The sequence below is a fragment of the Mycolicibacterium parafortuitum genome, assembly GCF_002086815.1.
In the GTDB taxonomy this organism is placed as follows: Bacteria; Actinomycetota; Actinomycetes; order Mycobacteriales; family Mycobacteriaceae; genus Mycobacterium; species Mycobacterium parafortuitum.
On the sequence record NZ_MVID01000036.1, the window covers coordinates 1 to 26,110 of the forward strand.

A 26,110-nucleotide genomic window follows, 5' to 3' on the forward strand; every position below is an offset into this window, starting at 1 on the left:
ACTGGCATCAAAAAACAACCCACCCCTAAACGGGAAAAAGAGGCGGATCAAAAAAACAACAAACAAAAACCACCAAACACACTATTGAGTTCTCAAACAACACGCCCCAGTCTGGCCGCGCAAGAAATCCCCGGCTAAAAGCCGTGGTCTCTGTGCGGACAGTAGAGGATGTTCACCGAAGTGAACTTCCCTCTGGAGGCCGCCGCGCTCTCCGGGTTTCTGGCCCGTGTCGCAGCGACTCGGTAAAGTTACGTCAGGGATAACTCAGAGTCAAATCGCCTGGTAGAGCCGGTTTTTGAACCGCGACCATGACGCCGCCGGGACGCCACCAGACGCCTGCCGGTTCCCGCCCTCATCCAACGCGCTCGACCCCGGCGATATTCCGCTTGCCCCGCCGCAGCACCAGCCACCGGCCGTGCAGGAAGTCCGATGGTTGCGGAACCCAGTCGTCACGGTCGATCTTCACGTTGTTGACGTACGCCCCGCCTTCGGCGACGGTCCGCCGCGCGGCGCCCTTACTCGCCGACAGCCCGGTGGCGACCAGGAGATCGACGATCGAGTCGGGACCCCCGGGTTCCAGCTGTGCGACCGATGCCTCCCGGACCGCGCCGGCCAACGTCGCCTCGTCAAGATCGGCGAGCTCGGCCCGGCCGAACAGGGCCTGGCTGGCGAGTTCGACCGCGGCGGTCGCGTCCTCGCCGTGCACCAGGTTGGTCAGCTCCCGCGCGAGGCGGCGCTGAGCAGCGCGTTCGTGCGGCCGCTCCGCGGTGGCCTGCTCCAGGTCGGCCAACTCGTCGGCGGTCAGGAACGTGAACCACCGCAGATACGGGATCACGTCGGCATCCGCGGTGTTGATGAAGTACTGGTACCAGGCGTACGGGCTGGTCATCTCGGGGTCGAGCCACAGACTGCCGCCGCCGGTCGACTTCCCGAACTTCTTCCCCTCGGAGTCCGTGACCAGCGGCGTCGTCATCGCGTGCACCGAGGCGCCGGCTTTCTGCCGCACCAACCGCACCCCGGCGATGATGTTGCCCCACTGGTCCGAGCCGCCGATCTGCAGCGTGCAGCCGTACCGCTGATGCAACTCCACGTAGTCGTTGGCCTGCAGCAGCATGTAGCTGAACTCGGTGTAGGAGATGCCGTCCCCCTCCAGCCTGCGCCGGACGGTGTCGCGGTCCAACATCACATTTACCGAGAAGTACTTACCGACGTCACGCAGGAACTCGATGGCCGACAGCTCAGCCGTCCACGACAGGTTGTCGGCGATCACGGCGCCGGTTGGGGATTCGTCGAACTCCACGAAGCGCTCGAGCTGACCGCGGATGCGCCCGGCCCAGTCGGCGACAGTGTCGGCGGTGTTCAGGGTGCGCTCCCCCACATCGCGCGGGTCACCGATCATTCCGGTGGCGCCGCCGGCGAGGACGATCGGCCGGTGCCCGGCCTGCTGGAACCGGCGCAGGGTCAGCAGCGGGATCAGATGCCCGGCGTGCAGGCTCGGCGCGGTCGGATCGAAACCGGAGTAGACGGTGATCGGGCCGGCGGCGAGCGCCTCGGCCAGCGCGTCACGGTCGGTGGACTGGGCGACCAGTCCACGCCATTCCAACTCGTCCAGGATGTCCGGCGTGCTCATGGCCCCGATCTTTCCGTACTAGTCGCTCTCCCCCGGAGCCGGTGCCCGCGGGCTGCGCCGATACGCCGACACCTCGGGGTGACCGGGAAGCCACATCCGCCACGGCCGGTCGGCCGCCTTGCTGACCCCGACCCGCGGGCCGGCGTCCCCGACCCGCAGTTCGCCGAGCCTCAGCCGCACCGGGGATCGCGGATCGAACAGGTCGGTCCCGTTGTCGTCCATGGTGATGCCCAACGCCGAGCACAGATTGCCTGGTCCGCGCGCCAACCCGGATTCGCGCACCGCCGCACCCCGTCGGGACCAGGCCACATCGAGGCCGGTGTCGACGACCGCCGCGCGGAGCAAGACCGCTGCGGCGACGCCGTCGGAGGCACATACAACGTTCGCGCACACATGGATGCCGTGGCTTCGATAGGTGTAGAGCCGACCGGGCGGACCGAACATCACCGAGTTACGCAGCCCGGGGCCCCGGTACGAGTGGGCGGCCGCATCCGGCCACGGACCGTCGGCGGGGCCGCCGTAGGCCTCCACCTCGACGACCGTCGCTGTCACACCGCGGCCGGTCAACTCGGCACCGAGCAACAGACGCGCCGCACTGAGCGGATCGATCTCCAGGTCCGCGGAACTCATCGAGAGGCGGAACCGCCCGGTTACGACTGTTCGGCAGCGGCGACAAGGCGCCGGTGCTCGTCATCGTCGACCGAGACGGCCTCGTCGATGAGCAGCACCGGGATTCCGTCGTCGATGCGGTACTTCCGCTTCAGCCTCGGGTTGTACAGGCATCCGTCGACCGCCAGCAGTGGCCCGCGGTCCTGCGGGCAGACCAGGATGGCGAGCAACGTGTCATCGAGCGCCATCGGTCAGCGACCGGGCATCGGGAAAATGGTCTCGCCGCCCTGCTGCATCGGATTACCGGGAGACCAGGCCGGCGAACCCATGCCGCCACCGGGGCTGCCCGGCGTGGCGACCGGCGGTGCACCGCCGCCCGACGGCATCTGGTTCGCCCCCTGCGCCATCACCTTGCGCTGGTAGATCAGCGTGGACTGAAGCGCGTCGATCAGCGGCTTCTGGTTCGGGCGGGCGTCGAGCCCGGCGAGCAAGGCCTGGGTGTTGGCGACCGACGGACGGATGCCGCGCTTGCGCAGCGTCATCACCTGCTCGATCAGCTTCGACACCTGGCCGCCGCTGGCTCCGGTCTGGTACTCCTGCGAGATCGCCATCAGCACCTGGTCGGGGTTGACCCGCGGGGGCGGCGGGACCTCGGCCTTGGTGGTCGGCTGCGCGGCCGCGAGCGGCGCGATGCCGGTGACCGTGCCGAAGGCCAGAGCGGCACCGAGGACTGCCCCCGCCGCGATGCGGGGCAGAGACACACCGTCGGTGCTGTTGTGCGAAGTCATTCAATCCTCCAGCGCGTTGGGGCAGCCGACCCGGCGAGCGTAACAGTGCGCGTCGGGCCCGGCATCACTGTGAAGTGCCCGCGAGCTCGCTGCGCACGGCAACGGTCAACCGCTTGTACCGATGGGTATCGGGGTCCAGGTACCAGGCGTTACGCGACGCTCTCGGCAGGCCCTTCTTCTGCAGCGGCCCGGCCAGCGGCCGGAACGTCGCGGTCAGCGTCATGTCCGGGGCGACGTGCACGATGTCGGGCGGTGACCCGACCGGAAGGTCGGCCAGCGCCTCCGACAGGTCCGCCGACGGGACGCTTCCGCCGGGTCGCAGCGCCAGCGCCGTGACGGCCAGCGTCCTGCCGTTGCTCTGCACCTCATAGGTGACCGCCATGTCGACCGCGTCCAGCCTGCCGACGGCGTCGTTGACCGTCGCGGCGAACACCACCCCCCGCGGGGTGCGGATCACCGCTGCGCGGTTGTCGACCAGCCAGTAGTCGCCGTCCTCGTCGCGGCGGAACAGGTACTCGGTGGACACCCAGGTGTCCGCGGGCGCGAACACGCCCCGCTTCACCGACGCCAACGGGTCGACCGGCCCGCGCGGGTGAGCCAGCAGCACACCCACCTCGCCGACGTCCGCGCGCCGGACGAACCCCTGCTTGTCTTCGAGGATCAGGTTGTCCTCGGGGTCGTAGGCGGCCAGCGCGATCTCCCCGCCGCCGGGCAGCGGCCTGCCCTTGCTGCCGATCTTGGCGCCCTTGACGTTGGCGAGCACGGCCTGGCCGTCGGTGGTCGCGAAGAACTCGACGACGTTCGCCGGGGCGAACACGTCCACGACGCGCTGCCACAGCCCGGCGGGCATACCGGCGCCGATGAACAGCCGCATGGGATGGTTGCCGTTGAGCGAGAAGCCCGGATCGTCGATGACCTCGCGCAGCATCGCCCACGTATAGGACACGACGGTGACGCCGTACTGACGGATCTCCTGGACGAAGCGGTCGGGGCGCAGTTCGCGCGACAACGCGATGCGGGAGCCGCCGACGACCGCGCCGCCGAGGCTGACCAGCAGCCCGGACTGGTGATGCAGCGGCGTCAGGCAGTAGACCGTGTCGTTACGGCTCAGGTTGGCCGCCGACGCGGTGCCGAACGCCGACAGCGCCCACCGGTAGTTGGTGATCTGGCGGGCGACGAGTTCGCCGCTGACCGTGCTGAACCCGATGAACGCCAGGTCCCGCGCCAGACCGGGATTGGGCCGGTACCAGCCGGGCAGTTCGACGCGGTCGGGGTCGATCTTCTCCATGTCGATGATCTGCGCGCGGGCACCGGACTCCGGCACGTCCAGGTCGCGGGATTCGCCGCCACCGAGCACGAGCACCCGCATGTCCAGTGCGCTGGCCGCGGCGAGGTGGGTGGGGTCGGCGATGATCTCGGTGACCGCGCCCAGGCGCGCGGCCTCGGCCAGGTCCGCGTCGGGCGGCATCAGCACCGCCACGGCACCGAGCCGGGACAGTGCCGCGATCGCGACCAGCGCGCTGGGCCGGGTCTCCATCAGCACACCGACGCGCGCGCCCTGCCGGACACCGACCTCGATCAGGCCGCGCACCACGTTGTTCACGCGGCGGTCGACCGCCTCGATGGTGTGCACCCGCCCGTCGAACAGCAGTCCCTCGTTGTGCGGCATGTCGCGAGCCTGCTCGGTCATGATGCGGCCCAGCGAGATCCTGGTGTGGTCGTTGACCTGTCCCAGACGGGCCAGCCGTGGCAGCGTGCGTGCGGTCTCGACGGCCAGGGTGCGGGCGGACCGGTTCGCCGCGACCAGCGCGTCGGCGGCCGACTTAGCCAGGGTCAGCGCCATCTCGGTGGCCGCCGCGGTGCTGTGCGCCAGCCGCGACGCGAGCGTCACGCCGCTCTCGGACGGCGCGGACGGCTGCACCGGCATCGGCGACACACCCTCGGGCATCGGGCCGCCGCTGTCGAGCCAGCGCACCCAGTCGGCGACGGTGGGCCAGGTCTGGGTGCTGGCCTTGGATCCGACGACCAGACCGAAATGCCCTGCGCGGATCAGGAATTCGTAGACGTCCGCTTTCGGTGCGGCCCTCTTGATGCCGCGCACCGACGCCGGCTGACCGATGTCGTCGACCTCACCGATGACAGCCAGAACCGGGATGTCGATGTCGGAGAGCGTGACCAGGTCACCGTGGATCGCGAAGCCGCCGCTCATCATCCGGTTGTGGGCGATGAACTGTTTGAGCAGCTCCGAGATCGCCGGGCCCGACCAGGCGATCCAGCCGTCGGACGCGAGGAACCGGCGCTGCTGCTCCCGCGGCAGCAATGCCTCCCGGTCGTGCAGCTGGCGCAGGAAGTCGATGCGCGACTGGGCCGTCTTGACCGGGTCGAGCATCTGGAATCCGGTGCGCGCCAACCAGCCCGGAATGTCGATCCGGCTGAACACGTGGTCGGCCATGAAGTCCGCGGCCGCCGGTGCGATGCTCGCCGGCAGGTTCATCGGCAGCGCGGCCAGCGTGTCGACCGGCGAACCGAACGCGACGATGCTGGCGAGGTCTTTGGACCGGCGGTACGCCGCGGTCTGGTAGGCGAACATCCCGCCCTGGGAGTAGCCGGCGAGGTGCACGTCGCGGCCCGTCACCGTCTTGACGGTGTCGATGGCCTCGCTCAGCCCCACGATGTGGTCGGCGAGGGTGCGCTGCATCCCGCCCTCGATCTTGTCCGGCGAACCGAAGTCGATGACCCACGGGTCCACGCCGGCCCGGTGCAGGATGCCGACGGCGCCGTCTTCGCGGGTGACGTCCCACATGTCGGCCGACATCATCATCGGGTGCACCATCAGCACCGGCGGTCCCGGCTTGGTGGCGCCCGGTCGCGAGTCCGGCGGGAAGTAGCGCCGCAGCCGGTACATCGGCACGCTCTCGATGATCTGGAACGGCGACGGCACGGCGCCGGTTTCGAGTCCGCCGTAGCGCAGCACCTCGAGACCGTTCTGGGCCGTAGCGACCAATCGTCCTACCGGCTTGGTGATCGCCGAGAGGTCCACCACTGCACGCTCCCCACTTTGCTGTTCGCTCCACCGATCGAGACCTGGTCATGATCGCACAGGGCCGACCGCCGGTTTCTGCTATCGACCGCGGGCCCACTAGTCTCGAAAATCGATGGCACACCTGCTCGGGGGCGAGAACCTCCACCTGGAGTACCCCACCGGGGTGGTGTTCGATTCGGTGACCGTCGGCGTCAGCGACGGCGACCGGATCGGCATCGTGGGTCGAAACGGCGACGGCAAGTCCACCCTGCTGGGGTTGTTGACCGGCCAGATCGAACCGCACGGCGGACGGGTCACCCGCCGCGGCGGTGTGCGGGTCGGCGCGCTGGACCAGTCCGACATCCTGGATCCCGACCGCACCGTCGGCTGGTCGCTGGTGGGTGGCCGCGCCGAGCACGAATGGGCCGGCGACGCCCGGATCCGCGACGTGATCGGCGGTCTGGTCGCCGACATCCCGTTCGACGCACCTGTGGGCACGCTGTCGGGCGGGCAGCGCCGCCGGGTACAGCTGGCCGCGTTGCTGATCGACGAATGGGACGTCGTCGCGCTCGACGAGCCGACCAACCATCTCGACATCCAGGGCATCACCTGGCTCGCCGAACACCTCAAGCAGCGGTGGGCGCGCGGAACGGGCGGGCTGCTGCTGGTCACCCACGACCGCTGGTTCCTCGACGAGGTCGCGACGGCCACCTGGGAGGTTCATCCGGGCGGCAGCGGCGTGCCGGGCAGCATCGTCGAACCGTTCGAGGGCGGCTACGCGGCGTACGTGCTGCAGCGCGTCGAGCGGGACCGCCAGGCCGCGGCCGTGGAGGCCAAACGGCAGAACCTGATGCGCAAAGAGCTCGCGTGGCTGCGTCGCGGACCGCCGGCCCGGACGTCGAAACCGAAGTTCCGCATCGACGCGGCCAACGCGCTGATCTCCGATGTCCCGCCGCTGCGCAACAGCGTCGAGCTGTCCCGTGCGGCGATGGCGCGCCTGGGCAAGGACGTCATCGACCTGCTCGACGTGTCGGTGACCTACCCCGGCGGCCGGGAAGTGTTGCGCGACATCGAATGGCGTATCGCCCCCGGTGAGCGCACCGGCATCCTCGGCGCCAACGGCGCCGGGAAGTCGACGCTGCTAGGCCTGATCGCGGGCACCGTGACGCCGACGGCCGGCCGGGTCAAACGCGGTAAGACCGTGCAGCTGGCGGTGCTGGACCAGGAGTCGCGCGAGCTCGACGCGCTGGCCGGTGACATGGTGCGCGAGGTGCTCGGGCGGCTGCAGACCACCTACCAGATCGACGGCAAGGACGTCACCCCCGCGCAACTGCTGGAGCGCCTGGGCTTTCCGCGCGCGCACCTGTCGGCGCGGGTCGGTGAACTGTCCGGCGGGCAACGGCGGCGGCTGCAGTTGATGCTCGTGCTGCTGTCGGAGCCCAACGTGCTGGTGCTCGACGAGCCGACCAACGACGTCGACACCGACATGCTCACCGCGACCGAGGATCTGCTGGACTCCTGGCCCGGAACCCTGATCGTGGTCTCCCACGACCGCTACCTGCTCGAGCGCATCACCGATCAGCAGTACGCGATCCTCGACGGACGGCTGCGCCACCTGCCCGGCGGCATCCCCGAGTATCTGCGGCTGACCGCCGACCGGCCCGAGCCCGCCGCGGCCCAAGCGAAACCCGCTGTCACAGAGCAGCTCTCGGGTGCCGAGCTGCGCAGCATCGAGAAGGAGATCTCGTCGGTCGACCGGTCGCTGGCCAAGCTCGCGGACCGCATCAGCGCCAAGCACGACGAGATGGCGCGCCACGACCAGTCGGACCATGTCGGTCTGGGTAAGCTCACCGAAGAACTGCGTGAGCTCGAAACCCAGGTGGCCGAACAGGAGTCACGCTGGATCGAGCTCTCGGAGAGACTCGAGGGCTAGATGACCTATCTGCTGCGGCCGTTCGTACTGTTCGTTCGATACTGGCCGCAGCTGGCCGCGTGTTATCTGCTCGGGCTGCTCGGCCGCCGCGGCGCCATCGAACTGGCGGCGTGGGCGGGCTGGGACAACGACGTGTGGGCGTCGCTGATCATGCCGCTGGCCGGCCTGTCCCGCCTGGGTTCGTATGTCGCGATGTTCTTCGTGCTGCGGCGGGCCATCCCGGCGCTGGCCGCGGTGCCGTCGCGTTCCGCACGGAGCATCGACGTGTTCTCGACCGTCATCGTGCCGTTCTTCGCGATCTATCTCGCGTGGAAGATGTTCGCCGAGGACTGGATCGCGTTCGAGGCGCGCGCGCTCGACTACCGGATCGGCGACGCGATGACGTCCCCGGCCCCGACCGAACTGCATCCGGAGACGCTGCCGATCAGCAATCTGACCTGGGTGCTGATCCTGGCCGCGCTGGTGGCGCGGTACGTGCTGAGTATGGTCAAGGACCGGCTGCCGGGATGGATGATCGGCGTCCGGGTCTACGTGGACACCCTGTGGGTGTTCCTCGGTGTCAGCTTCGCCGCCAGCAAGGACCTGACGTTCTTCCTCAATCCCACCGGATGGCTCTCCGAGCGGCGGATCGTGGTCTGGTTCAACGAGACCCGTGCGGGCCTGTTCTCGTATCTGGGACCGCTCGACGCGGTCTGGGACGCCATGATGTGGGCGGTACGCACCGTGTTCGGCGGCGCGACGATACCGCTGCTGTGGCTCGCGGTCGCGGCGATCGTCTACGGGGTCACCGCGCCCCGGGACTGGCGGGGAGCCGCGCGCCGCGTGGCCGGCCAGCGCGCCGACTGGGTCTTCGAACGCACCGCCGGGCGGCAGAAGCGGGTCCGGGAACGGTGGTCGCGGCTGCCCGAGGTGCACCGCGCGGACGCCCGGGACTGGTTCGTGTCGAAACTGGGCAACTACCGGACCATCACCGACGCCGCTCGACTGATCCTGCACGGCGGGGTGCTGGCGTTGTCGTTGTACGTCCTCGGATATCTCGGTCTGGCGTGGCTGGACATGGCGGGCAGTTTCTACCGTCCCGAGATGCGGGCCGGATATCTCTTCCGGGGCGCGGCCGAACTGTTCGGCCCGAACCCTCTGGCGTTCTGGAACTTCGCGCAACCGGTGCTGGTCCTGATATCCCACCTGATCGTCGAGCCGCTCCGGGTGTGCCTGATCGCGTCGACCGTCGCCTACTGCCTGGAGAACGTGCGGCCGAGCGCACCTACAGCAGCATCCGCACCGTGATCGCGTCGTTGTGGGTGACGTCCAGTGCGGTGGGTACGGCATCCTCGGGCAGCACGAACGCGAACTGAATGCGTCCCGGTGCATCGCATCGGGCCTTCATCCCGTCCGGCGGGATCGGCGCGAATCCGCCGAGCCTTTCGGCATCCCAACGACGTTCACCGTCGGTGAGGACCCCGGTACACAGTCCGGGCAGCGCCGTGCCGGACCAGTCCACGACGATCACCGTGATCACCGTGCCGTCGGGAAGCTGCGGCCCGAAGTTCAACGGTCTGCGGTTCAGCTGCCGGATGGATTCGATCTCCCAGGTCTGCCCGTCGGCGGCGCCGCTCTGACCGGCGGGCACGACCAGCTGGGGTGTCTGCGTGTGGCGATACGCCGACCAGGCCGGTCCAAAGTCGATGGCGGTGTAGGCGCCGAGAGCGCATGCGACGACGACGGCACCGATCGCGTTGCGCTGCCACAGCGCCGGCATCCGCATCACCGCCCGCTCTCCGTGCGCTCGGCGAGTCCGACGTCGTCGGCGCGGGTGATCAGCGGGTCGTCGGCCGGGATGTCGATGACCAACCGGGATCCCAGGTAGTCGCTGCCTGCCCACACCCTGAGCAACAGCGGCGTCGAGGACCCCGCCTCGACGAGCGGTGGGTCGACCTCGAACAGCCAGCTGCCGTGCTGGGCGATCCCCGGCGAGATCTCCTCGCCGAGCGTGTCCAGAGAGAACTGATCGGATCTGGCGTACGTGTTCGGTCCGACGATCAGGTCCGCGCGCGGCAGCTCGGTGGCCCGCACCGCCTCCAGGGTGGTGTCGATGACGACCCACATGCCTGCTGCCGGAACGGAATCCAGCCGGGGCCCGATGCGCACCGCGGTGACCGTGGCGCGCAGCGCGCTGCCCTGTACCGGTTCTCCCGCGCGGCCGCGGACCTCGAACGGGCCGTAGATGTCCAGCGTCGTCGGAAGGTGGTGCCACACCAGCGCCGCGGCGGCCACGGTCACGACGACGCAGAGGGTGGACAGCAGCGCCTTGACGTTCGCGTTCAGGGTCCTCACGGTGATGTCCTCACGGTGACGGCGCCCCGACCACCAGCTCGGTGACCCCGTAATCGGTGAGACTGTCCAGCCACTCCTTACCGCCGTAGGTGACCATCAGCTGCTTGAAGCTCTTCTTCCACACCCGGACGGTGACGGTGCTGCCCTGCGCCAGCGCGTCGGCGGGGACCTGCCAGGCGAACACCACCTGCTCGGTCAGGCCGGGACCGAGGTTGGTGATCGGCGAGCCGTCCCGGAACCGGAACACGCCGTAGAACCTCTCCCCCGGCACGCCGCGCAGATCCAGCTCGTCGCGCAGCCGCCCGGGGATGGTTCCGTCGTTGCGCAGCGTCGCGACCACGCCCAGATAGAGCTGTCCCGGGGTGGCCGGACCGACGGTCAGACCCCCACCCTGGATCGTCTCGAGCAGTCTCGCCCGATCGACGGTGACGGTGTACTGCCCGTCGCTGAACTCCTCACCGGGCGCGAACGGTGTCGCGCCGTTGTCCACCCGGTCCAGCCCGCCGAACAACGCCGTGAATGCGACGAACGCGGCCACCGCGGCTTTCGACCACTGGCTCACCCTGCGGCTCGCCAGCCACTGCCCCACCCGCGACCGTCGGCCGGCGGACACCGCCGGTGCGGCGGGCTGGGGGTCCATACCGCTGAATGCTAGCGGCGCAACCGCGACCTCAGGGCGTCCGCGGTCTCGTGCACGGCACCGAGTTGCCGGGCCACCTGGACGGGCGCGGTACCACCGCGCGCATCGCGCGAGTTCACCGAGCCGTCGATGGTCAGCACGTCACGCACCTCGGCCGTCAGCTCGGGGTGGATACCCGCCAGTTCGGCATCGGCGAGGTCCTCCAGGCCGACGCCGCGCGCCTCGGCGGCGCGCACCGCCGCACCCGCGGCCTCGTGCGCGACGCGGAACGGCACCCCGCGGCGCACCAGCCATTCGGCGACGTCGGTGGCCAGTGTGTATCCCAGCGGGGCCAGCTCGGCCATGCGGTCGACGTCGAAGCGCAGCGTGCCGACCAGACCCGCCATCGCGGGCAGCACCAGCTCGAGCTGGGCGACCGAGTCGAAGACGGGTTCCTTGTCCTCCTGCAGATCCCGGTTGTAGGCCAGCGGCTGCGCCTTGAGCGTGGCCAGCAGACCGGTGAGGTTACCGATCAGGCGGCCTGCCTTGCCGCGCGCGAGCTCGGCGATGTCGGGGTTCTTCTTCTGCGGCATGATCGAACTGCCCGTCGACCACGCGTCGTGCAGCGTGACATACCCGAATTCGGTTGTGCTCCACAGGATGATGTCCTCGGCCAGCCGAGACAGGTCGACCCCGATCATCGTGAGGACAAACGCGGCCTCGGCCGCGAAGTCCCGGGACGCGGTGGCGTCGATCGAGTTGTCCGCCGCGGCGGTGAAGCCGAGCTCCTCGGCGATCGCGTCGGGATCGAGCCCCAGCGACGATCCGGCCAGCGCGCCGGATCCGTACGGCGACACCGCCGTCCGCTTGTCGAGGTCGACCAGCCGGTCGACGTCGCGCAGCAGCGGGTGCGCATGCGCCAGCAGCTGGTGCGCCAGCAGCACCGGCTGCGCCGACTGCAGGTGGGTCTTGCCCGGCATGATCGCGGTGGGGTGCGCGGCGGCCTGGGTCGCCAACGCCGACACCACCTCGAGGACACCGTCGGCGACCCGCCGCACCGCGTCACGCAGCCACAGCCGGAACAGCGTGGCCACCTGGTCGTTACGGGACCGGCCGGCCCGCAACCGGCCGCCCAGGTCCGGACCGACCCGGTCGATCAGGCCGCGCTCCAGCGCGCCGTGCACATCCTCGTCGGTGACCAGCGGGCCGAAGCTGCCGTCGGCGACGTCGGATCCGAGGCTGTCCAGCCCGGCGAGCAGTCCGTCGCGCTGCTCCTCGGTCAGCAGCCCCGCCCGGAACAGCACGCGGGCATGGGCTTTCGACGCCTGCACGTCATACGGCGCGAGCACCCAGTCGAAGTGCGTCGACTTGCTCAGTGCGGCAAGGGCGTCCGCGGGCCCGTCGGCGAACCGGCCGCCCCACAGCGAACCCTCGTTGGTGCTCACGGCGCTACTTCCCCGCCAGGTCCCGGCGCGCCGACAGGCTCGACGACAGGCCGTGCACGTGCACGAAGCCCTTGGCCGACGACTGGTCGAAGCTGTCGCCCTCGTCGTAGGTGGCGAGGTTGAAGTCGTACAGCGACTCGCTGCTGCGCCTGCCGTTGACCGCGATGTGCCCGCCGTGCAGCACCAGCCGGATCTCACCGCTGACGTGCTCCTGGGTGTTCGCCACGAAGGACTCCAGCGCCCGCTTGAGCGGCGAGAACCAGAGGCCGTCGTACACCAGCTCGCCCCACTTCTGGTCGGTGGTGCGCTTGAACCGGCCGAGCTCACGCTCCAGCGTGACGTGCTCGAGCTCGGTGTGCGCGGTGATCAGCACCATCGCGCCCGGCGCCTCGTAGATCTCGCGGCTCTTGATGCCCACCAGCCGGTCCTCGACGACGTCGAGCCGGCCCACGCCCTGGGCGCCAGCGCGCGCGTTGAGCTCTTCGATGGCCTCCAGCACGGTGACCGGCTTGCCGTCGATCGAGACCGGGACACCCTTCTCGAAGCCGATGATGACCTCGTCGGGGCTGTTCCAGTTGACCGTCGGGTCCTCGGTGTAGTCGTAGACGTCCTTGGTCGGGGCGTTCCACAGGTGCTCCAGGAAGCCGGTCTCCACCGCACGGCCCCACACGTTCTGGTCGATCGAGAACGGCGACCGCTTGGTGACGTTGATCGGGATCGCGTTCTCCTCGGCGAACGCGATGGCCTTCTCACGGGTCCACGCGTAGTCGCGCACCGGGGCGAGCACCTTGAGATCCGGTGCCAGCGACGCGAATCCGACCTCGAAGCGAACCTGGTCGTTGCCCTTGCCGGTGCAGCCGTGGGCGACGACGCCGCCGCCGTGCTCGCGCGCGGCCTCCACCAGGTGCTTGACGATCAAGGGCCGGCTCAGCGCCGACACCAGCGGGTAGCGGTCCATGTAGAGCGCGTTGGACTGGATGGCCGGCAAGCAGTACTGCTCGGCGAACTCGTCGCGGGCGTCGACGACGACCGCCTCGACGGCGCCGCAGTCGAGGGCGCGCTGGCGCACCACCTCCATGTCCTCGCCGCCCTGACCGAGATCGATGGCGACGGCGACGACCTCTTTACCGGTCTCCTTGGCGATCCAGCTGATCGCAACCGAGGTGTCCAGGCCACCGGAATAGGCCAGGATGACGCGGTCGGACATAACGAAACTCCTTCTTCTAAGGGCTAGTTCAGGTCTGCAATATCAAGTTTTGGACAGGTTCTCGATGGCGACGGCCAGTTCGGCGCCGGTCATCGGCTCGCGGGCGATCACGAGGATCGTGTCGTCCCCGGCGACCGTGCCGACCACGTAAGGCAGCACCGCACGGTCGATCGCGCTGGCCAGGTAGTGCGCGGCGCCGGGAGGCGTGCGCAGCACCGCGAGGTTGCCGCTGGCATCGGTGGACACCAACAGGTCGCCGAGTAACCGGGTGACCCGTTCGGTACCGCCGGCGACGCCGCGGACGGGGCTGCCGTCCTCGGGCACCACGTAGACCCCGACACCGCCGTCGGCGCCGCGCAGCTTCACCGCGCCGAGTTCTTCGAGGTCGCGCGACAGCGTGGCCTGGGTGACGTCGATCCCCTCGTCGGCGAGCAGCGCGGCCAGTTCGGTCTGGCTGCGCACCGAGTTCGACGACAGCAGCGCGACGATGCGGGCCTGCCTGCCCGCCCGGGTGGTGGCGGCTGTCACGGCCCGACCCCGGAGCTCTCCAGCAGCCACACCATCAGCGCTTTCTGCGCGTGCAGCCGGTTCTCGGCCTCGTCCCACACCGCGCTCTGCGGTCCGTCGATCACGTCGTCGGTGATCTCGTGGCCGCGGTGCGCCGGAAGGCAGTGCAGCACCACGGCTTCGGAGTCGGCGTGGCCGAGCAGTTCGGCGTTGAGCTGGAACGGCCGGAACGGCCGGACCCGGTCGAGCCCGTCGTTCTCCTGGCCCATCGACGTCCAGGTGTCGGTCACCAGCACGTCGGCCCCGGATGCGGCGGCGATCGGATCGTCGGTCAGCGTGACCTTCGCGCCCGTCTGGTGCGCGCGGGTCTCCGCGGCCGCGACGAACATCGGGTGCGGTGCGAAACCGGGCGGCGCCGCGATCGTCACGTCGATACCCGCGGTCACCCCGCCCAGCATCAGCGAGTGCGCCATGTTGTTGGCGCCGTCGCCGAAGTACGACAGCCGCAGGCCCTTCAGCGAGCCCTTGCGCTCGGCCAGGGTCTGCAGATCGGCGAGCACCTGGCACGGATGGAACTCGTCGGACAGCGCATTGATGATCGGCACGGTCGCGCCGCTGGCCATCGCGGTGAGCCGCTCCTGCGCGAACGTGCGCCACACGATCGCGTCGACGTACCGCGACAGCACCGCACCGGTGTCCTCGAGGGTCTCCTCACGGCCGAGTTGGGTGCTGCGGCCGTCGACGACGACGGCGTGCCCACCGAGCTGCGCGATCCCCATCTCGAACGAGAACCGGGTGCGGGTGGAGTTCTTCTCGAAGATCACCGCGACGCCGCGCGGGCCTTCGAGGGGCCGCCGGCTGACCGGGTTCTTCTTCAGCTCCGCCGCCAGGGCGAGCACCTCGGCCTGCTCGTCGGGCGAGAAGTCGTCGTCACGAAGGAAATGCCGGATCATCGGGAACTCTCCACCTGGTTGAGGATTCGCGGCAGGGCCGCCAGGAACGATTCGACCTCGGCCTCGGTGATCACCAGCGGCGGCGCCAGCCGGATCACGTCACCCGCCGCGGCGTTGACGAGGAAACCCGCTTCGCGCGCGCCGGCCTCGACCGCTTTGGCCACGTCGGCCGTCAGCACGATCCCGCGCAGCAGGCCGCGACCGCGGACATGGTCGACCAGCGGATGGTTCAGCTCCTCCACGCCGTGCGCGATGGTCTTGCCGAGCACGTCGGCACGCTCGACGAGACCTTCGTCGGCGAGCACCTTGAGCACCGCGAGCGCGGCCGCGGTGCACACCGGGTTACCGCCGAAGGTGCTGCCGTGCAGGCCGGGAGTGAGCAGGGCCGCGGTGTCACCGACGGCCAGGCACGCGCCGATCGGCAGACCGCCGCCGAGGCCCTTGGCCATGGTCACGACATCCGGGGTGATGCCGTCATGCTGGTGGGCGAAGAACGCCCCGGTACGCCCGACCCCCGTCTGCACCTCGTCGAGGACGAGCAGCGCGCCGTGCGCGGCGGTGATCTCGCGGGCCGCCACCAGATAGCCGGCCGGCGGCACGACCACGCCGCCCTCCCCCATGATCGGCTCGAGGAACACCGCGGCGGTCTCCGAATCGACGACGGCGCGCAACGCGTCGACGTCCCCGTACGGCACGTGCGTGACGTAGCCGGGCAGCGGCTCGAACGGCGCCTGCTTGGCCGGCTGGCCGGTCAGCGCCAGCGATCCCATCGTCCTGCCGTGGAAAGCGCCTTGCGCCGCAATGATCTTCGTCTTGCCGGTGAGCCGGGTGATCTTGAAGGCGACCTCGTTGGCCTCGGTTCCGGAATTACAGAAGAACACCTTGGCCGGCGCGCCGAGCTGGGCGACCAGCGCTTCGGCGAGCGCGACACCCGGTTCGGTGGCGTACAGGTTCGAGGTGTGTCCCAGCGTGCTCATCTGACGGGTGACCGCCTCGATCACCGCCGGATGGCCGTGGCCGAGCACGTTGACGGCGATGCCGCCGAGCAGGTCGATGTAGCTCTTACCGTCGACGTCGGTCACCACCGCGCCGTGCCCGCTGGCCAGCGCCAGCGGCGGGGTGCCGTAGTTGTCCATCATGACCGCCGACCAGCGGTCCAGCAGGTTGCTCACGCTCCAGCCTCCTTGTCCGGCTCCTTCGTCGCCGAACGCATCACCTTCGTCCCCGCGCCTTCATCGGTGAACAGTTCGACCAGCACGCAGTGCTCCACCCGGCCGTCGATCACATGGGCGCTCGGCACGCCGCCGTTGATCGCGCGCAGGCACGCCTCGATCTTGGGCACCATGCCCTCTTCCAGCGTCGGGAGCAGCTCGGTCAGCGCATCGGAGTTGATCTGGCTGACCAGCGAATCGCGGTCGGGCCAGCGCGTGTAGAGGCCTTCGACATCGGTGAGCATCAGCAGCTTCTCGGCCCCGAGGGCTTCGGCCAGCGCGGCGGCGGCGGTGTCGGCGTTGATGTTGTAGACCAGCCCCGAGGCGTCGGGCGCGATCGTCGAGACCACCGGGATCCGGCCCGCGGCGATCAGGTCCAATACGGCGCCGGTGTTGACCTTCTCCACATCGCCGACCAGGCCGATGTCGGTGGCGACACCGTCGACCAGCACGGTGCGCCGCACCGCGGTGAACAGATGGGCGTCCTCGCCGGTGATGCCCACCGCGTAGGGACCGTACGCGTTGATCAGATTGACCAGCTCGCGGCCGACCTGACCGAACAGCACCATGCGCGCGACGTCGAGCACCTCAGGGGTGGTGACGCGGAAGCCGCCCTTGAAATCGCCTGGGATGCCCAGCTTCTTGAGCATGGCCGAGATCTGCGGCCCGCCGCCGTGCACCACGACCGGGTGGATCCCGCAGTTGCGCAGAAACACCATGTCGGCGGCGAACGCGGCCTTGAGCCGATCGTCGACCATCGCGTTGCCGCCGTACTTGACCACGACGATCTTGCCGTTCAGCGCGGTCAGCCATGGCAGCGCGTCGGCGAGCACCTGCGCCTTCTCGGGTGTCGTCAGGCTCATGAGCTGTAGGCCGAGTTCTCTTCGACGTAGGCGTGCGACAGGTCGGTGGTGCGGATCGACGCCGACGCGGACCCGACACCGAGATCCACCACGACGCCGATGTCCTCACCCGACAGGTCGACCTCGCGTGCGCCGGGCGTCCCCGTACTGTCCACGCACACCGGGAAACCGTTGAACGACACCGCGATCCGCCCGGCGTCGAGCTTGACCGGGGCCATCCCGACCGCGGCGAGCACCCGGCCCCAGTTCGGGTCGGAACCGAACAGTGCGGTCTTGACCAGGCTGTCGCGGGCGATCACGCGTGCCGCGGTCACCGCGTCGTCCTCGCTTTCGGCGCCGGTGACGGTGACGATGATCCGCTTGGTGACACCCTCGGCGTCGGCCTGCAGCTGCGCGCACAGGTCTTCGCACACCTGCAGCACCGCGTCGTCGAGCGCCTCCTGGCTCGGGGTGACCTCACTGGCCCCCGAGGACAGCAGCAGCACGGTGTCGTTCGTCGAGCAGCTGCCGTCGATGTCGAGCCGGTCGAAAGTCCTTGCGGCGGCGTTCTTCAGCGCGGACTGCAGCGCCTGCGGGCTCGCGACGGCGTCGGTGGTGATCACGCACAGCATCGTCGCCAGCGACGGCGCCAGCATGCCGGCGCCCTTGGCCATCCCGCCGACGGTCCATTGGTCCCTGTGGTGGAGCGCGGCCTGTTTGGGCACGGTGTCGGTGGTCATGATGGCCCGGGCGGCCTCTTCCCCGCCGCTCAGCCCGCCGGCCATCTCGCGCACGATCTCCTCGACGCCGGCGAGCACCTTGTCCATCGGCAGCCGGTCGCCGATGAGCCCGGTCGAGCACACCGCGACCTCGACAGCCCCGGTCTCGGTGCCCCAGTTGGACAGTGCGGACGCGACGGCCTCGGCGGTGGCGTGCGTGTCCTGGAATCCTCCGGGGCCGGTGCAGGCGTTGGCGCCGCCGGAGTTCAGCAGCACCGCGCGCAGCCGACCGGTGGTGAGCACCTGCTGTGACCACAGCACCGGGGCGGCCTTGATCTTGTTGCGGGTGAACACGCCCGCGGCCGCATGGTCGGGCCCTTCGTTGAAGACCAGCGCCAGGTCGAGCTTGCCGGACGCCTTGATGCCCGCGGCGATGCCGGTGGCCCGGAAACCCGCGGGCGCGGTGACACCCTGGGTGCGCAGCAGCCGCGTCACGGCGCGACCCCCACCGTCGAGAGGCCCTCGGCCTCGGGCCAGCCCAGGGCGAGGTTCATCGACTGCACAGCCGCTCCTCCGGTTCCCTTCACGAGATTGTCGATGGCGGCGATCGCGATGAACGTCGAAGCGTCCTCGTCGACCGCGATGGCGAGCTGCGCGGCGTTGCTGCCGGTCACCGCTCCGGTCTTGGGCAGCTGTCCGTCGGGCAGCAGGTACACGAAAGGCTCGTCGCTGTAGGCCTTCTCGTACGCGGCACGCAGCTCGTCGACGGAGGCCTGGGTGCGCGCGGTGCACGTCGCGAGGATGCCGCGCGACGTCGGGATCAGCACCGGGGTGAACGACACCGTGACGTCGACGCCGGAGACGCCGCGCAGCCCCTGGGCGATCTCGGGCGTGTGCCGGTGCTTGCCGCCGATGTTGTAGGCGCGCGCCGAACCGATCACCTCGGAGCCGAGCAGATCCACCTTCGCGGAGCGGCCGGCGCCCGAGGTGCCGCTGACCGCGACGACGGTGACCGCGGGCTCGACCAGACCCGCGGCCAGGGCGGGCCACAGCGCCAGCAGCGCGGCGGTCGGATAGCAGCCGGGCACCGCGACCCGCCTGGTCCCGCGCAGCCGGTCCCGGCCCCCGGGGAGTTCGGGCAGGCCGTAGGGCCAGCTGCCGGCGTGCTCGGAGCCGTAGAACCGCTCCCAGTCGCCGGCATCGGTGAGCCGGAAGTCGGCACCGCAGTCGATGATCAGGGTGTCCGGGCCCAGTTGCTCGGCCAGGGCTGCCGAATGTCCGTGCGGCAACGCGAGGAACACCACGTCGTGCCCGGCGAGAATGTCGAGCTCGGTCGGCTCCAAGGTCCGGCCGGCGAGCGGCAGCAGATGCGGATGATGCTCGGCGAGCAGGGACCCGGCGCTGGCGGCGGCGGTCAGCGCACCGATGGTCAGCCTGCCGTCGGCGTAGGCGGGATGGCCGAGGAGCAGACGAAGGATCTCGCCTCCTGCATATCCGCTGGCACCGGCGACAGCCACAGAAGTCATGACTACCATGATGAATGGTTATGCATCGATATGCAAATTCATTATGCAGGCCACTGACAGGCGCCAGAGGTCCCGTCGAACGAGGCGGAGGCGACGACCAAATTCAGCGCTGAACCGCGCCGACCCGCTCCCCGGCAACAGCCACCGCGGCCTCGCGGGCGGCGCTGGCCTCCTCCTCGGTCAGTGTGCGGTCGGCCGCGCGGAACCGCAGCGCGAGCGCCAGCGACTTCCGTCCCTCGCCGATCTGCGGACCGGTGTAGACGTCGAAGATCCGGACGTCTTCGAGCAGGTCTCCCGCGCCGGCCCGCACGGCCTCGACGACACTCTGCGCGGCGACGTCCTCGGCGACGACGAGCGCGACGTCCTGGAACACCGCCGGGAACGGTGAGACCTTGGGCGCGGGAAGGGTTTCGGTGATCGGCACCGCGTCGAGGTCGATCTCGAGGGCGCAGGTCCCCTTCGGCAGCCCGGTCCGCTCGATCACGGCCGGGTGCAGCTGACCCGCATGACCGACGACGACGTCGCCGAGCAGCACCTCCGCGCACCGTCCCGGATGCCACGGCAGGACCTGCGCGGAGCGCAGCGTGAACTCGACGCCCGCGGCGCGACCGATCACCCGCACGGCCTCGAACGCGTCAGCCGCCTCGACGGCACGCCCGGCACCCCACGGTCCGGCAGCCTCGCGCAGACCCGCCAGCACCGCGGCGACGTGCCGGGGCTGACGTGGCAGCGACGCGTCCAGCGTGGCGATCTCCTCGTCGGTGGGCCTGCGATCGTTCGGGATCCGCTCGACCGCGCGGGTGTCCGGTGTCGGCTCCACCACCTGGGCGATGGCGAACAGCGCCACGTCCACCGCACCCCGGGAGACGTTGCGGTGCAACGCTTCCAGCAGTCCCGGCAGCAGGGTTGTCGCCAGGCCGGGCCGGTCGGATTCCAGCGGGTTGAGCACCTTGGTGGTGTTGCGGCGTGGATCGTCGGCGTCCAGTCCCCACTGGTCGAAGACGCCCGCGGGCAGGAACGGGGTCGGCAGGATCTCGACGAAACCGCTGAGCGCCAAGGACTTTCCGACCGCACGACGACGCTTCTGGTCCGGTGTGAGACCTCTGCCCGCCGGCGCGCTCGGCAGCACGGACGGGATGAGGTCGAGCCCCTCGAGGCGCAGCACCTCTTCGACGAGGTCGGCGGGCTGGCGGATGTCGGGGCGCCAGCTCGGCGGGGTCGCGGTCAGCCGGTCGCCGTCGACCTCGACACGGGCGCCGATCTGCGTCAGCCGCTTCACCGCGGCGCCGGGCGCGTACTCGACGCCCGCGGTTCGGTCGGGCAGGTCGACGGGCATACTCACCGGCGCCGGTGACCAGTCGTCGCGCGGCGGATCGCCGCGCCAGTCGGTCAGCGTGGGTTCGACTGTGCCGCCCGCGATCTCGGCCAGCAGTGTCGCGCAGCGATCGAGCGCGGCGACCGACACCGCGGGATCGACGGTGCGTTCGTAGCGCCGGCCCGCCTCGCTGTGCAGGTGCAGGCGGCGCTGCGTCCGCGACACCGCCGCCGGATCCCAGACCGCCGCCTCCAGCATGACGTCGGTGGTGCTGTCGCGGACCTCGGTGGTGCCCGCGCCCATCACGCCGCCGATCGCGGCGGTGGCGACGTCGTCGACGATCAGCACGTCGACCGGGTCGAGTTTGCGTTCCACGTCGTCGAGGGTCACGACGGTCTCCCCCGGCTCGGCGAACCGGACCCGGAATCCGCCGGTGATCAGGCTGCGGTCGTGGGCGTGCATCGGATGCCCGAGCTCGAGCATCACGTAGTTCGTCACATCCACCGCCGGCGAGATCGCCCGGATCCCGCTGAGCACCAGGCGCCGTTGCAACCACCACGGTGACACGGCCTTCGGGTCGATGCCGGTCACGGGGCGCAGCCCGAACCGCTGCACACCGGTGCCCGGATCGATGGTCACCGGCAACGCCTCGCCGGTGGCGGGCAGCGGGGTGACGTCGGCGGGGTCGACGTAGTCGAGGTCGAACGCGTTGGAGATCTCGCGTGCCAGCCCCCGCACCGACAGGCAGTAGCCGCGGTCGGGGGTGATCGCGAGGTGGAACACCACGTCGTCGAGGCCCAGTACGCCGTGCGCGGGAGTTCCGGGTTCGGCGGTGCCCGGCGGCAGCACCAGGATCCCGGAGTGGTCCGAGCCGAGGTTGAGTTCGGACACCGAGCAGATCATGCCGTCGGAGGTGCGCCCGTAGGTCTTGCGGGTCGCGATGGTGAAATCGCCGGGCAGCACGGTGCCGGGCAGCGCGACGACCACCAGGTCACCGACCGCGAAGTTGGTTGCCCCGCAGACGATGTCGCGCGGCGCCCCGTCGAGGTTCTCGGATCCGACGTCGACCTTGCACGCTCGGATCGGCTTCTTGAACTCGGTGAGTTCCTCGATCTCGACGACGCGGCCGATGGTCAGCGGACCACTGACCGGGCCGACCGGGATGATCTCCTCGACCTCGTGCCCGATGCGGATCAGCGCCTGCTCGAGCTCCTCGGCAGAGACGTCCCAGCCGGGCGCGCCGGCCTGGACGGTGTCACGCAGCCAGCTGTACGGAACGCGCATCAGGCCCCCACTCCGAACGGCAACGAGAACCGGACGTCACCCTCGACCATGTCGCGCATGTCGGGGATGCCGTTGCGGAACTGCAGGGTGCGTTCCAGGCCCATGCCGAACGCGAAGCCCGAATACACGTCCGGGTCGATACCGCACGCGCGCAACACATTCGGGTTGACCATGCCGCAACCGCCCCATTCCACCCAGCCGGGCCCGCCCTTCTTGTCCGGGAACCAGATGTCGACCTCGGCCGACGGTTCGGTGAACGGGAAGAAGTGCGGCCGGAACCGGGTCCGCCCCTCCGGCCCGAACTCCGAGCGCGCCAGTGCGTCCAGCGTGCCGCGCAGATTGGCCATGGTCAGCCCCTTGTCCACGGCGAGCCCTTCGACCTGGTGGAACACCGGGGTGTGGGTGGAGTCGAGCTCGTCGGTGCGGAAGGTGCGCCCCATCGCCACGATGTAGACGGGCAGGTCACGTTCGAGCAGGGCCCGGATCTGCACCGGCGAGGTGTGGGTGCGCAGCACCTGCCGCGACCCCTCGGGCGCGACCTGGAACGTGTCCTGCTCGCTGCGCGCGGGATGGTCGGGAGGGAAGTTCAGTGCGTCGAAGTTGAACTGCTCGGTCTCGACCTCGGGCCCCTCGGCCACCTCCCAGCCCATCGCGACGAACGTGTCGGCGATGCGCTCGGACAGGATGGTGATCGGGTGCCGCGCGCCGACCGGCTGCCGCGTCGACGGCAGCGTGACGTCGATGCGCTCGGCGACCAGCACGGCGGCGTCCCGCTCGGCGCGCAGTGCCGCCAGACGCTCGTCGTACGCGGCCTGCGCACCGGTGCGCGCCACGTTGACGCGTTTGCCCGCATCGGCGCGCTCGGCCTTCGGCAGCGCGCCGAGCGCCTGCCGGGCGAGCGCGATCGGCGACCGGTCCCCGAGGTGCTCGGTCTTGGCTTTCGCGAGCTCGTCGAGGCTGGACGCCGCGTCGAACGCACGCCGGGCTGCGCTGACCGCTTCGGCCAGCGCGTTGTCTGAGAGGTCCACAGGCTGATCAGCCACCCGGCCATCCTAGGGGACGCGTTCGGGCGCACTTCGCCTGCATTTGGCACTCGTCGGCGATACCCTCGCGCGATGGTGATCCGGCTCTCCATCCGTCGACACCGCCTGCGGGTTTCCGCGGTCCGGCCGGGTGACAGGTGATCAGATCGGTGGGCCCGGCCGGGCCGGTCAAGGTGTCGGCGCGGGTGATCTGGGCGCTGCGTGTCGACCTGCTGGTCATGGTCACCGTGGCAGCGGTGATGGCGCCCATCCCGGACTCGCTGCAGGACGAGAACGCCACCGCGGTGCTGTCCGTGCTCGGCATCTGCGCGACGATCTTCATCGGCTTCCGCAACAGCAACGCCTACAGCCGATGGTGGGAGGCGCGCACGCTGTGGGGCGGGGTGATCATCAACGACCGGGCGCTCGACAACGACCTCGTCAGCCTCGACGATGGTTCACCGGCGATGGCCCCGGTCCTGGATCGTCTGCGCCGGCGCCAGGTCAGGCACGCCTGGCAACTGGCCGCCGAGCTGCGCGGGGTGCGGCCCCCGGCCGGCGTCACCGATCTGACCCCGGAGGATCCCGCCGAGATCAGCGCCACCGAACTCCTCACCCGACAGGCCCACGACGTCCAGCTGCTCGCGCGCGACGGGCACATCGACTCGCAGAGCCGGATGATGCTGATGTCGCTCAACACCGCGGTGGTGACTGCGCAGAGCGGGCTGGAACGCATCCGCAACCAGCCGATCCCGGTCCACTACGACGGTTTCATCCGACTGCTGGCGTGGGTTTTCGCGATCGTGGCGTTCAACCGGCTCGACGCCGCCAGCCACCATCCCGGCAGCATCGCGATCGGGCTGGTGATCATGGCGGTGTTCATCACCGCAGAACGGTTGGGACACTTCATCGAAGAGCCGATGAGCAACCGGATCTTCGACCTGCCGCTGTACCGGTTCTGCGCGACGATCACCGGGAATCTCCTGGGGCCCGATCACCCGCTGGCGCAGCCCCGCGAGGACGCGAAGGCCACCGTCTGGATGTGACCGGCCTGGCTGTCAGTACACCTGGTCCCCGTCGTCCCCGCTGACCGCCCGCTGGTATCGCGTCCTGAGCCGGTACATGGTGAAGTCGGCGGGCACCCCGTCGGGTTTGGGCGCGAACACCTGCCGGCGCAGCTTCTTCGCCGTCACCCCGAGTGCGTCGAGTTCCCCGTCGGGAATCCGTTCCAGCGTCGCCTCCGACACCACCAGTTCGCCGCGGGTGGCCCGCTCCATCACCCGCGCCGCGAGGTTGACGTCGATGCCGAGCCAGTCCGAACCGATCCGTTGCGGACGTCCGGTGTGGACGCCGACCCGCATCCGGGGTGTGTAGCCGTCCACGTCAACGAGTTTCACGGCGCGCCGGGCCTCGACGGCCGCGGCCACGGCGGTGATCGGATCGGTGAAGACCGCCATCAGACCGTCCCCCATCCGTTTGACGATGTGCCCGCCGGCTTCCAAAAGCGGCGGCTCGACGACCTGCGAGACACGGCGCAGCAGGCGCAGCGTGGCGTCGTCGCCGGCGTCGAGCGACCAGGCCGAGAAACCCACCAGGTCGGTGAACACCAGGGTGGCCTCGGCATTGGCCGGGCGGCCGGAGACCCGTTCGGTCAGCGCCTGCCACACCTGCAGCGCTCCGAGGCTCACCTCACGGGTCGCGGCGTTGCGCTCCAGCAGCCGGTCGGCGGCGCGGGCCGCGGCCCGGGGACCGCCGACCCCGTCGACCGACAACGGGTCGCCGAATTCGGGGTCACCGGGCAGGGCGCGGCGGGTGCGCCGGAGGAACGAGACCACGCCGTCGTGGTGGTTGACACTCCTGAACCACGACAGCGGCCCGCCAGGCCGCCCGCCCTCTGGCTCACCCGGCGGCTCATCCTCCACGGCGTCAAGCCTAAACGAGCGCCGAATCCGGGTTAAACAGCCAGGTCACGCACGGATGGCACCACGGTGGAATCTCCGTAACAGCCCGGCCGCGCCGACCCGATTTCGTAGACAACGAGTGTTGTCAAGCTTATCTTGGGAAGGGTGCGATCAAAGGCGATGGCAAACACTTCCCCGGGCGCCGGTTCTGGCGCCGACGCGTCCGAATCCTCCGTCGTTCCCGACGATTTCCCGCTCGGGCCCGACTCCCTGACATGGAAATACTTCGGCGACGTCCGCACCGGCATGCTCGGGGTGTGGATCGGCGCGATCCAGAACATGTACCCGCAGCTGGGCGCCGGCGTCGAGGACCACTCGATCCTGCTGCGTGAACCGCTGCAGCGGGTCGCCCGGTCGGTCTACCCGATCATGGGCGTGGTGTACGACGGCGACCGCGCCGCCGAGACCGGGGCGCAGATCCGCGGCTACCACCAGACCATCAAGGGCGTGGACGGCGAGGGCAGGCGCTACCACGCACTGAACCCCGACACCTTCTACTGGGCGCACGCGACGTTCTTCATGCTGATCATCAAGACCGCCGAGTACTTCTGCGGCGGTCTCACCGAGGCCGAGAAACATCAGCTGTTCGACGAGCACGTGCAGTGGTACCGGATGTACGGGATGAGCATGAAACCGGTGCCCGAGTCGTGGGAGGCGTTCTGCGAGTACTGGGATCGCAAGTGCCGCGAGGAGTTGGAGATCAACCGCGCGACGCTGGACATCTTCGAGATGCGGATCCCGAAACCGTGGTTCGTGCTGATGCCGACCCCGGTGTGGGACCAGATGTTCAAACCGATGATCGGCGCCCAGCGCTGGATCGCCGCCGGCGTGTTCGACCCGGTGGTGCGCGAGCGGGCCGGACTGCGGTGGACGCCCGGCGACGAGGTCGTGCTGCGGCTGTTCGGCAAAGCCGTCGAGCTGGCGTTCGCCGCCGTGCCGGACGAGATCCGGCTGCACCCCCGCGCCGTGGCGGCCTACCGCCGGGCCGAGGGCAAGATCCCCGCCGACGCCCCGCTGGTGGAGGCGCCGGCGTTCATGGCGCCGCCACGCGACCGCCGGAACATGCCGATGCACTACCTGCCGCCGCACAAATCGTTGCTCGACAAGGTCGGCTCGCTGGTGCACACGACGTTCTCTTTGGCGGGGCGGCGTCCGGCGCGCGGAACCGGTAAGGCAGCCTAGG

At 69.7% G+C, this 26,110-nt stretch carries 23 protein-coding genes; 4 read left to right on the plus strand and 19 right to left on the minus strand.

Translation table 11 applies throughout. From position 1 onward, the window contains the following. Positions 1–352: 352 nt before the first annotated feature. The 5 genes from tyrS to BST38_RS26435 form a co-directional block, all read right to left on the minus strand. Complete coding sequence (tyrS, locus tag BST38_RS26415; RefSeq protein WP_083146492.1) at positions 353–1,630, minus strand: tyrosine--tRNA ligase; 1,278 nt, start codon at positions 1,628–1,630, stop codon at positions 353–355. 18 nt (positions 1,631–1,648) lie between these two features. Further along, a complete protein-coding gene (locus tag BST38_RS26420; protein WP_083146493.1) occupies positions 1,649–2,260 on the minus strand; it encodes a DNA-3-methyladenine glycosylase in 612 nt (203 codons plus the stop codon). 20 nt (positions 2,261–2,280) lie between these two features. After that, positions 2,281–2,487: a Trm112 family protein gene (locus BST38_RS26425; protein ID WP_083146494.1), complete on the minus strand. Its 207-nt coding sequence runs from the start codon at positions 2,485–2,487 to the stop codon at positions 2,281–2,283. 3 nt (positions 2,488–2,490) lie between these two features. Continuing rightward, on the minus strand, positions 2,491–3,027 hold the full coding sequence (locus BST38_RS26430; protein ID WP_083146495.1) for a hypothetical protein: 537 nt from the start codon (positions 3,025–3,027) through the stop codon (positions 2,491–2,493). A 64-nt stretch (positions 3,028–3,091) separates the two neighbouring features. Continuing rightward, positions 3,092–6,070 (minus strand): acyl-CoA synthetase, encoded by a 2,979-nt coding sequence (locus BST38_RS26435; RefSeq protein WP_179963962.1) that lies wholly within the window; start codon positions 6,068–6,070, stop codon positions 3,092–3,094. A 112-nt stretch (positions 6,071–6,182) separates the two neighbouring features. Here BST38_RS26435 and BST38_RS26440 point away from each other — a divergent pair, with 112 nt between their 5' ends. Further along, positions 6,183–7,982: an ABC-F family ATP-binding cassette domain-containing protein gene (locus BST38_RS26440; protein ID WP_083146496.1), complete on the plus strand. Its 1,800-nt coding sequence runs from the start codon at positions 6,183–6,185 to the stop codon at positions 7,980–7,982. Beyond that, positions 7,983–9,269, plus strand: a complete 1,287-nt coding sequence (locus tag BST38_RS26445) for a hypothetical protein (protein WP_083146497.1) — start codon at positions 7,983–7,985, stop codon at positions 9,267–9,269. It abuts the gene before it with no gap. Here BST38_RS26445 and BST38_RS26450 read toward each other — a convergent pair. From BST38_RS26450 to pheS, 13 genes are all read right to left on the minus strand, one after another. Continuing rightward, positions 9,247–9,741, minus strand: a complete 495-nt coding sequence (locus tag BST38_RS26450; RefSeq protein WP_083146544.1) for a hypothetical protein — start codon at positions 9,739–9,741, stop codon at positions 9,247–9,249. The two genes, BST38_RS26445 and BST38_RS26450, sit on opposite strands and share 23 nt — an antisense overlap. A gap of 5 nt (positions 9,742–9,746) precedes the next feature. Beyond that, positions 9,747–10,316, minus strand: a complete 570-nt coding sequence (locus tag BST38_RS26455; RefSeq protein WP_083146498.1) for a hypothetical protein — start codon at positions 10,314–10,316, stop codon at positions 9,747–9,749. 10 nt (positions 10,317–10,326) lie between these two features. Further along, positions 10,327–10,956 carry a hypothetical protein gene (locus BST38_RS26460; RefSeq protein ID WP_083146499.1) on the minus strand — a complete coding sequence of 210 codons (630 nt, stop codon included), beginning with the start codon at positions 10,954–10,956 and terminating at the stop codon, positions 10,327–10,329. Positions 10,957–10,967: 11 nt separating this feature from the next. Continuing rightward, a complete protein-coding gene (gene argH, locus BST38_RS26465) occupies positions 10,968–12,380 on the minus strand; it encodes an argininosuccinate lyase (RefSeq protein WP_083146500.1) in 1,413 nt (470 codons plus the stop codon). A gap of 4 nt (positions 12,381–12,384) precedes the next feature. Then, positions 12,385–13,587 carry an argininosuccinate synthase gene (locus BST38_RS26470; RefSeq protein WP_083146501.1) on the minus strand — a complete coding sequence of 401 codons (1,203 nt, stop codon included), beginning with the start codon at positions 13,585–13,587 and terminating at the stop codon, positions 12,385–12,387. Between the two features lie 42 nt (positions 13,588–13,629). Then, on the minus strand, positions 13,630–14,115 hold the full coding sequence (locus BST38_RS26475; RefSeq protein ID WP_083146502.1) for an arginine repressor: 486 nt from the start codon (positions 14,113–14,115) through the stop codon (positions 13,630–13,632). Next, positions 14,112–15,047: an ornithine carbamoyltransferase gene (gene argF / locus BST38_RS26480; RefSeq protein ID WP_083146503.1), complete on the minus strand. Its 936-nt coding sequence runs from the start codon at positions 15,045–15,047 to the stop codon at positions 14,112–14,114. Before argF ends, BST38_RS26475 begins: the two co-directional genes overlap by 4 nt. Then, positions 15,044–16,219 carry an acetylornithine transaminase gene (locus BST38_RS26485; protein WP_083146504.1) on the minus strand — a complete coding sequence of 392 codons (1,176 nt, stop codon included), beginning with the start codon at positions 16,217–16,219 and terminating at the stop codon, positions 15,044–15,046. The genes argF and BST38_RS26485 overlap by 4 nt, the downstream gene beginning before the upstream one ends. After that, the gene (argB, locus tag BST38_RS26490; protein ID WP_083146505.1) at positions 16,216–17,121 is read right to left on the minus strand and encodes an acetylglutamate kinase; all 906 of its coding nucleotides are present in this window, start codon (positions 17,119–17,121) and stop codon (positions 16,216–16,218) included. The genes BST38_RS26485 and argB overlap by 4 nt, the downstream gene beginning before the upstream one ends. Next, on the minus strand, positions 17,118–18,314 hold the full coding sequence (gene argJ / locus BST38_RS26495; RefSeq protein WP_083146506.1) for a bifunctional glutamate N-acetyltransferase/amino-acid acetyltransferase ArgJ: 1,197 nt from the start codon (positions 18,312–18,314) through the stop codon (positions 17,118–17,120). The genes argB and argJ overlap by 4 nt, the downstream gene beginning before the upstream one ends. Further along, the gene (gene argC / locus BST38_RS26500) at positions 18,311–19,345 is read right to left on the minus strand and encodes an N-acetyl-gamma-glutamyl-phosphate reductase (RefSeq protein WP_083146507.1); all 1,035 of its coding nucleotides are present in this window, start codon (positions 19,343–19,345) and stop codon (positions 18,311–18,313) included. Before argC ends, argJ begins: the two co-directional genes overlap by 4 nt. Before the next feature lie 103 nt (positions 19,346–19,448). Continuing rightward, on the minus strand, positions 19,449–21,944 hold the full coding sequence (gene pheT / locus BST38_RS26505; protein ID WP_083146508.1) for a phenylalanine--tRNA ligase subunit beta: 2,496 nt from the start codon (positions 21,942–21,944) through the stop codon (positions 19,449–19,451). Continuing rightward, the gene (gene pheS / locus BST38_RS26510) at positions 21,944–22,987 is read right to left on the minus strand and encodes a phenylalanine--tRNA ligase subunit alpha (protein WP_083146509.1); all 1,044 of its coding nucleotides are present in this window, start codon (positions 22,985–22,987) and stop codon (positions 21,944–21,946) included. The genes pheT and pheS overlap by 1 nt, the downstream gene beginning before the upstream one ends. A 137-nt stretch (positions 22,988–23,124) precedes the next feature. Here pheS and BST38_RS26515 point away from each other — a divergent pair, with 137 nt between their 5' ends. Next, on the plus strand, positions 23,125–24,012 hold the full coding sequence (locus BST38_RS26515; RefSeq protein ID WP_083146510.1) for a bestrophin family protein: 888 nt from the start codon (positions 23,125–23,127) through the stop codon (positions 24,010–24,012). A gap of 12 nt (positions 24,013–24,024) precedes the next feature. Here the strand turns inward: BST38_RS26515 and BST38_RS26520 are convergent, their stop codons facing one another. Beyond that, complete coding sequence (locus tag BST38_RS26520) at positions 24,025–24,888, minus strand: adenylate/guanylate cyclase domain-containing protein (RefSeq protein ID WP_083146511.1); 864 nt, start codon at positions 24,886–24,888, stop codon at positions 24,025–24,027. Positions 24,889–25,047: 159 nt separating this feature from the next. Between BST38_RS26520 and BST38_RS26525 the strand changes: the two genes are divergently transcribed. Further along, positions 25,048–26,109 (plus strand): oxygenase MpaB family protein, encoded by a 1,062-nt coding sequence (locus BST38_RS26525; RefSeq protein ID WP_083146512.1) that lies wholly within the window; start codon positions 25,048–25,050, stop codon positions 26,107–26,109. The last annotated feature ends 1 nt before the right edge of the window (position 26,110 follow it).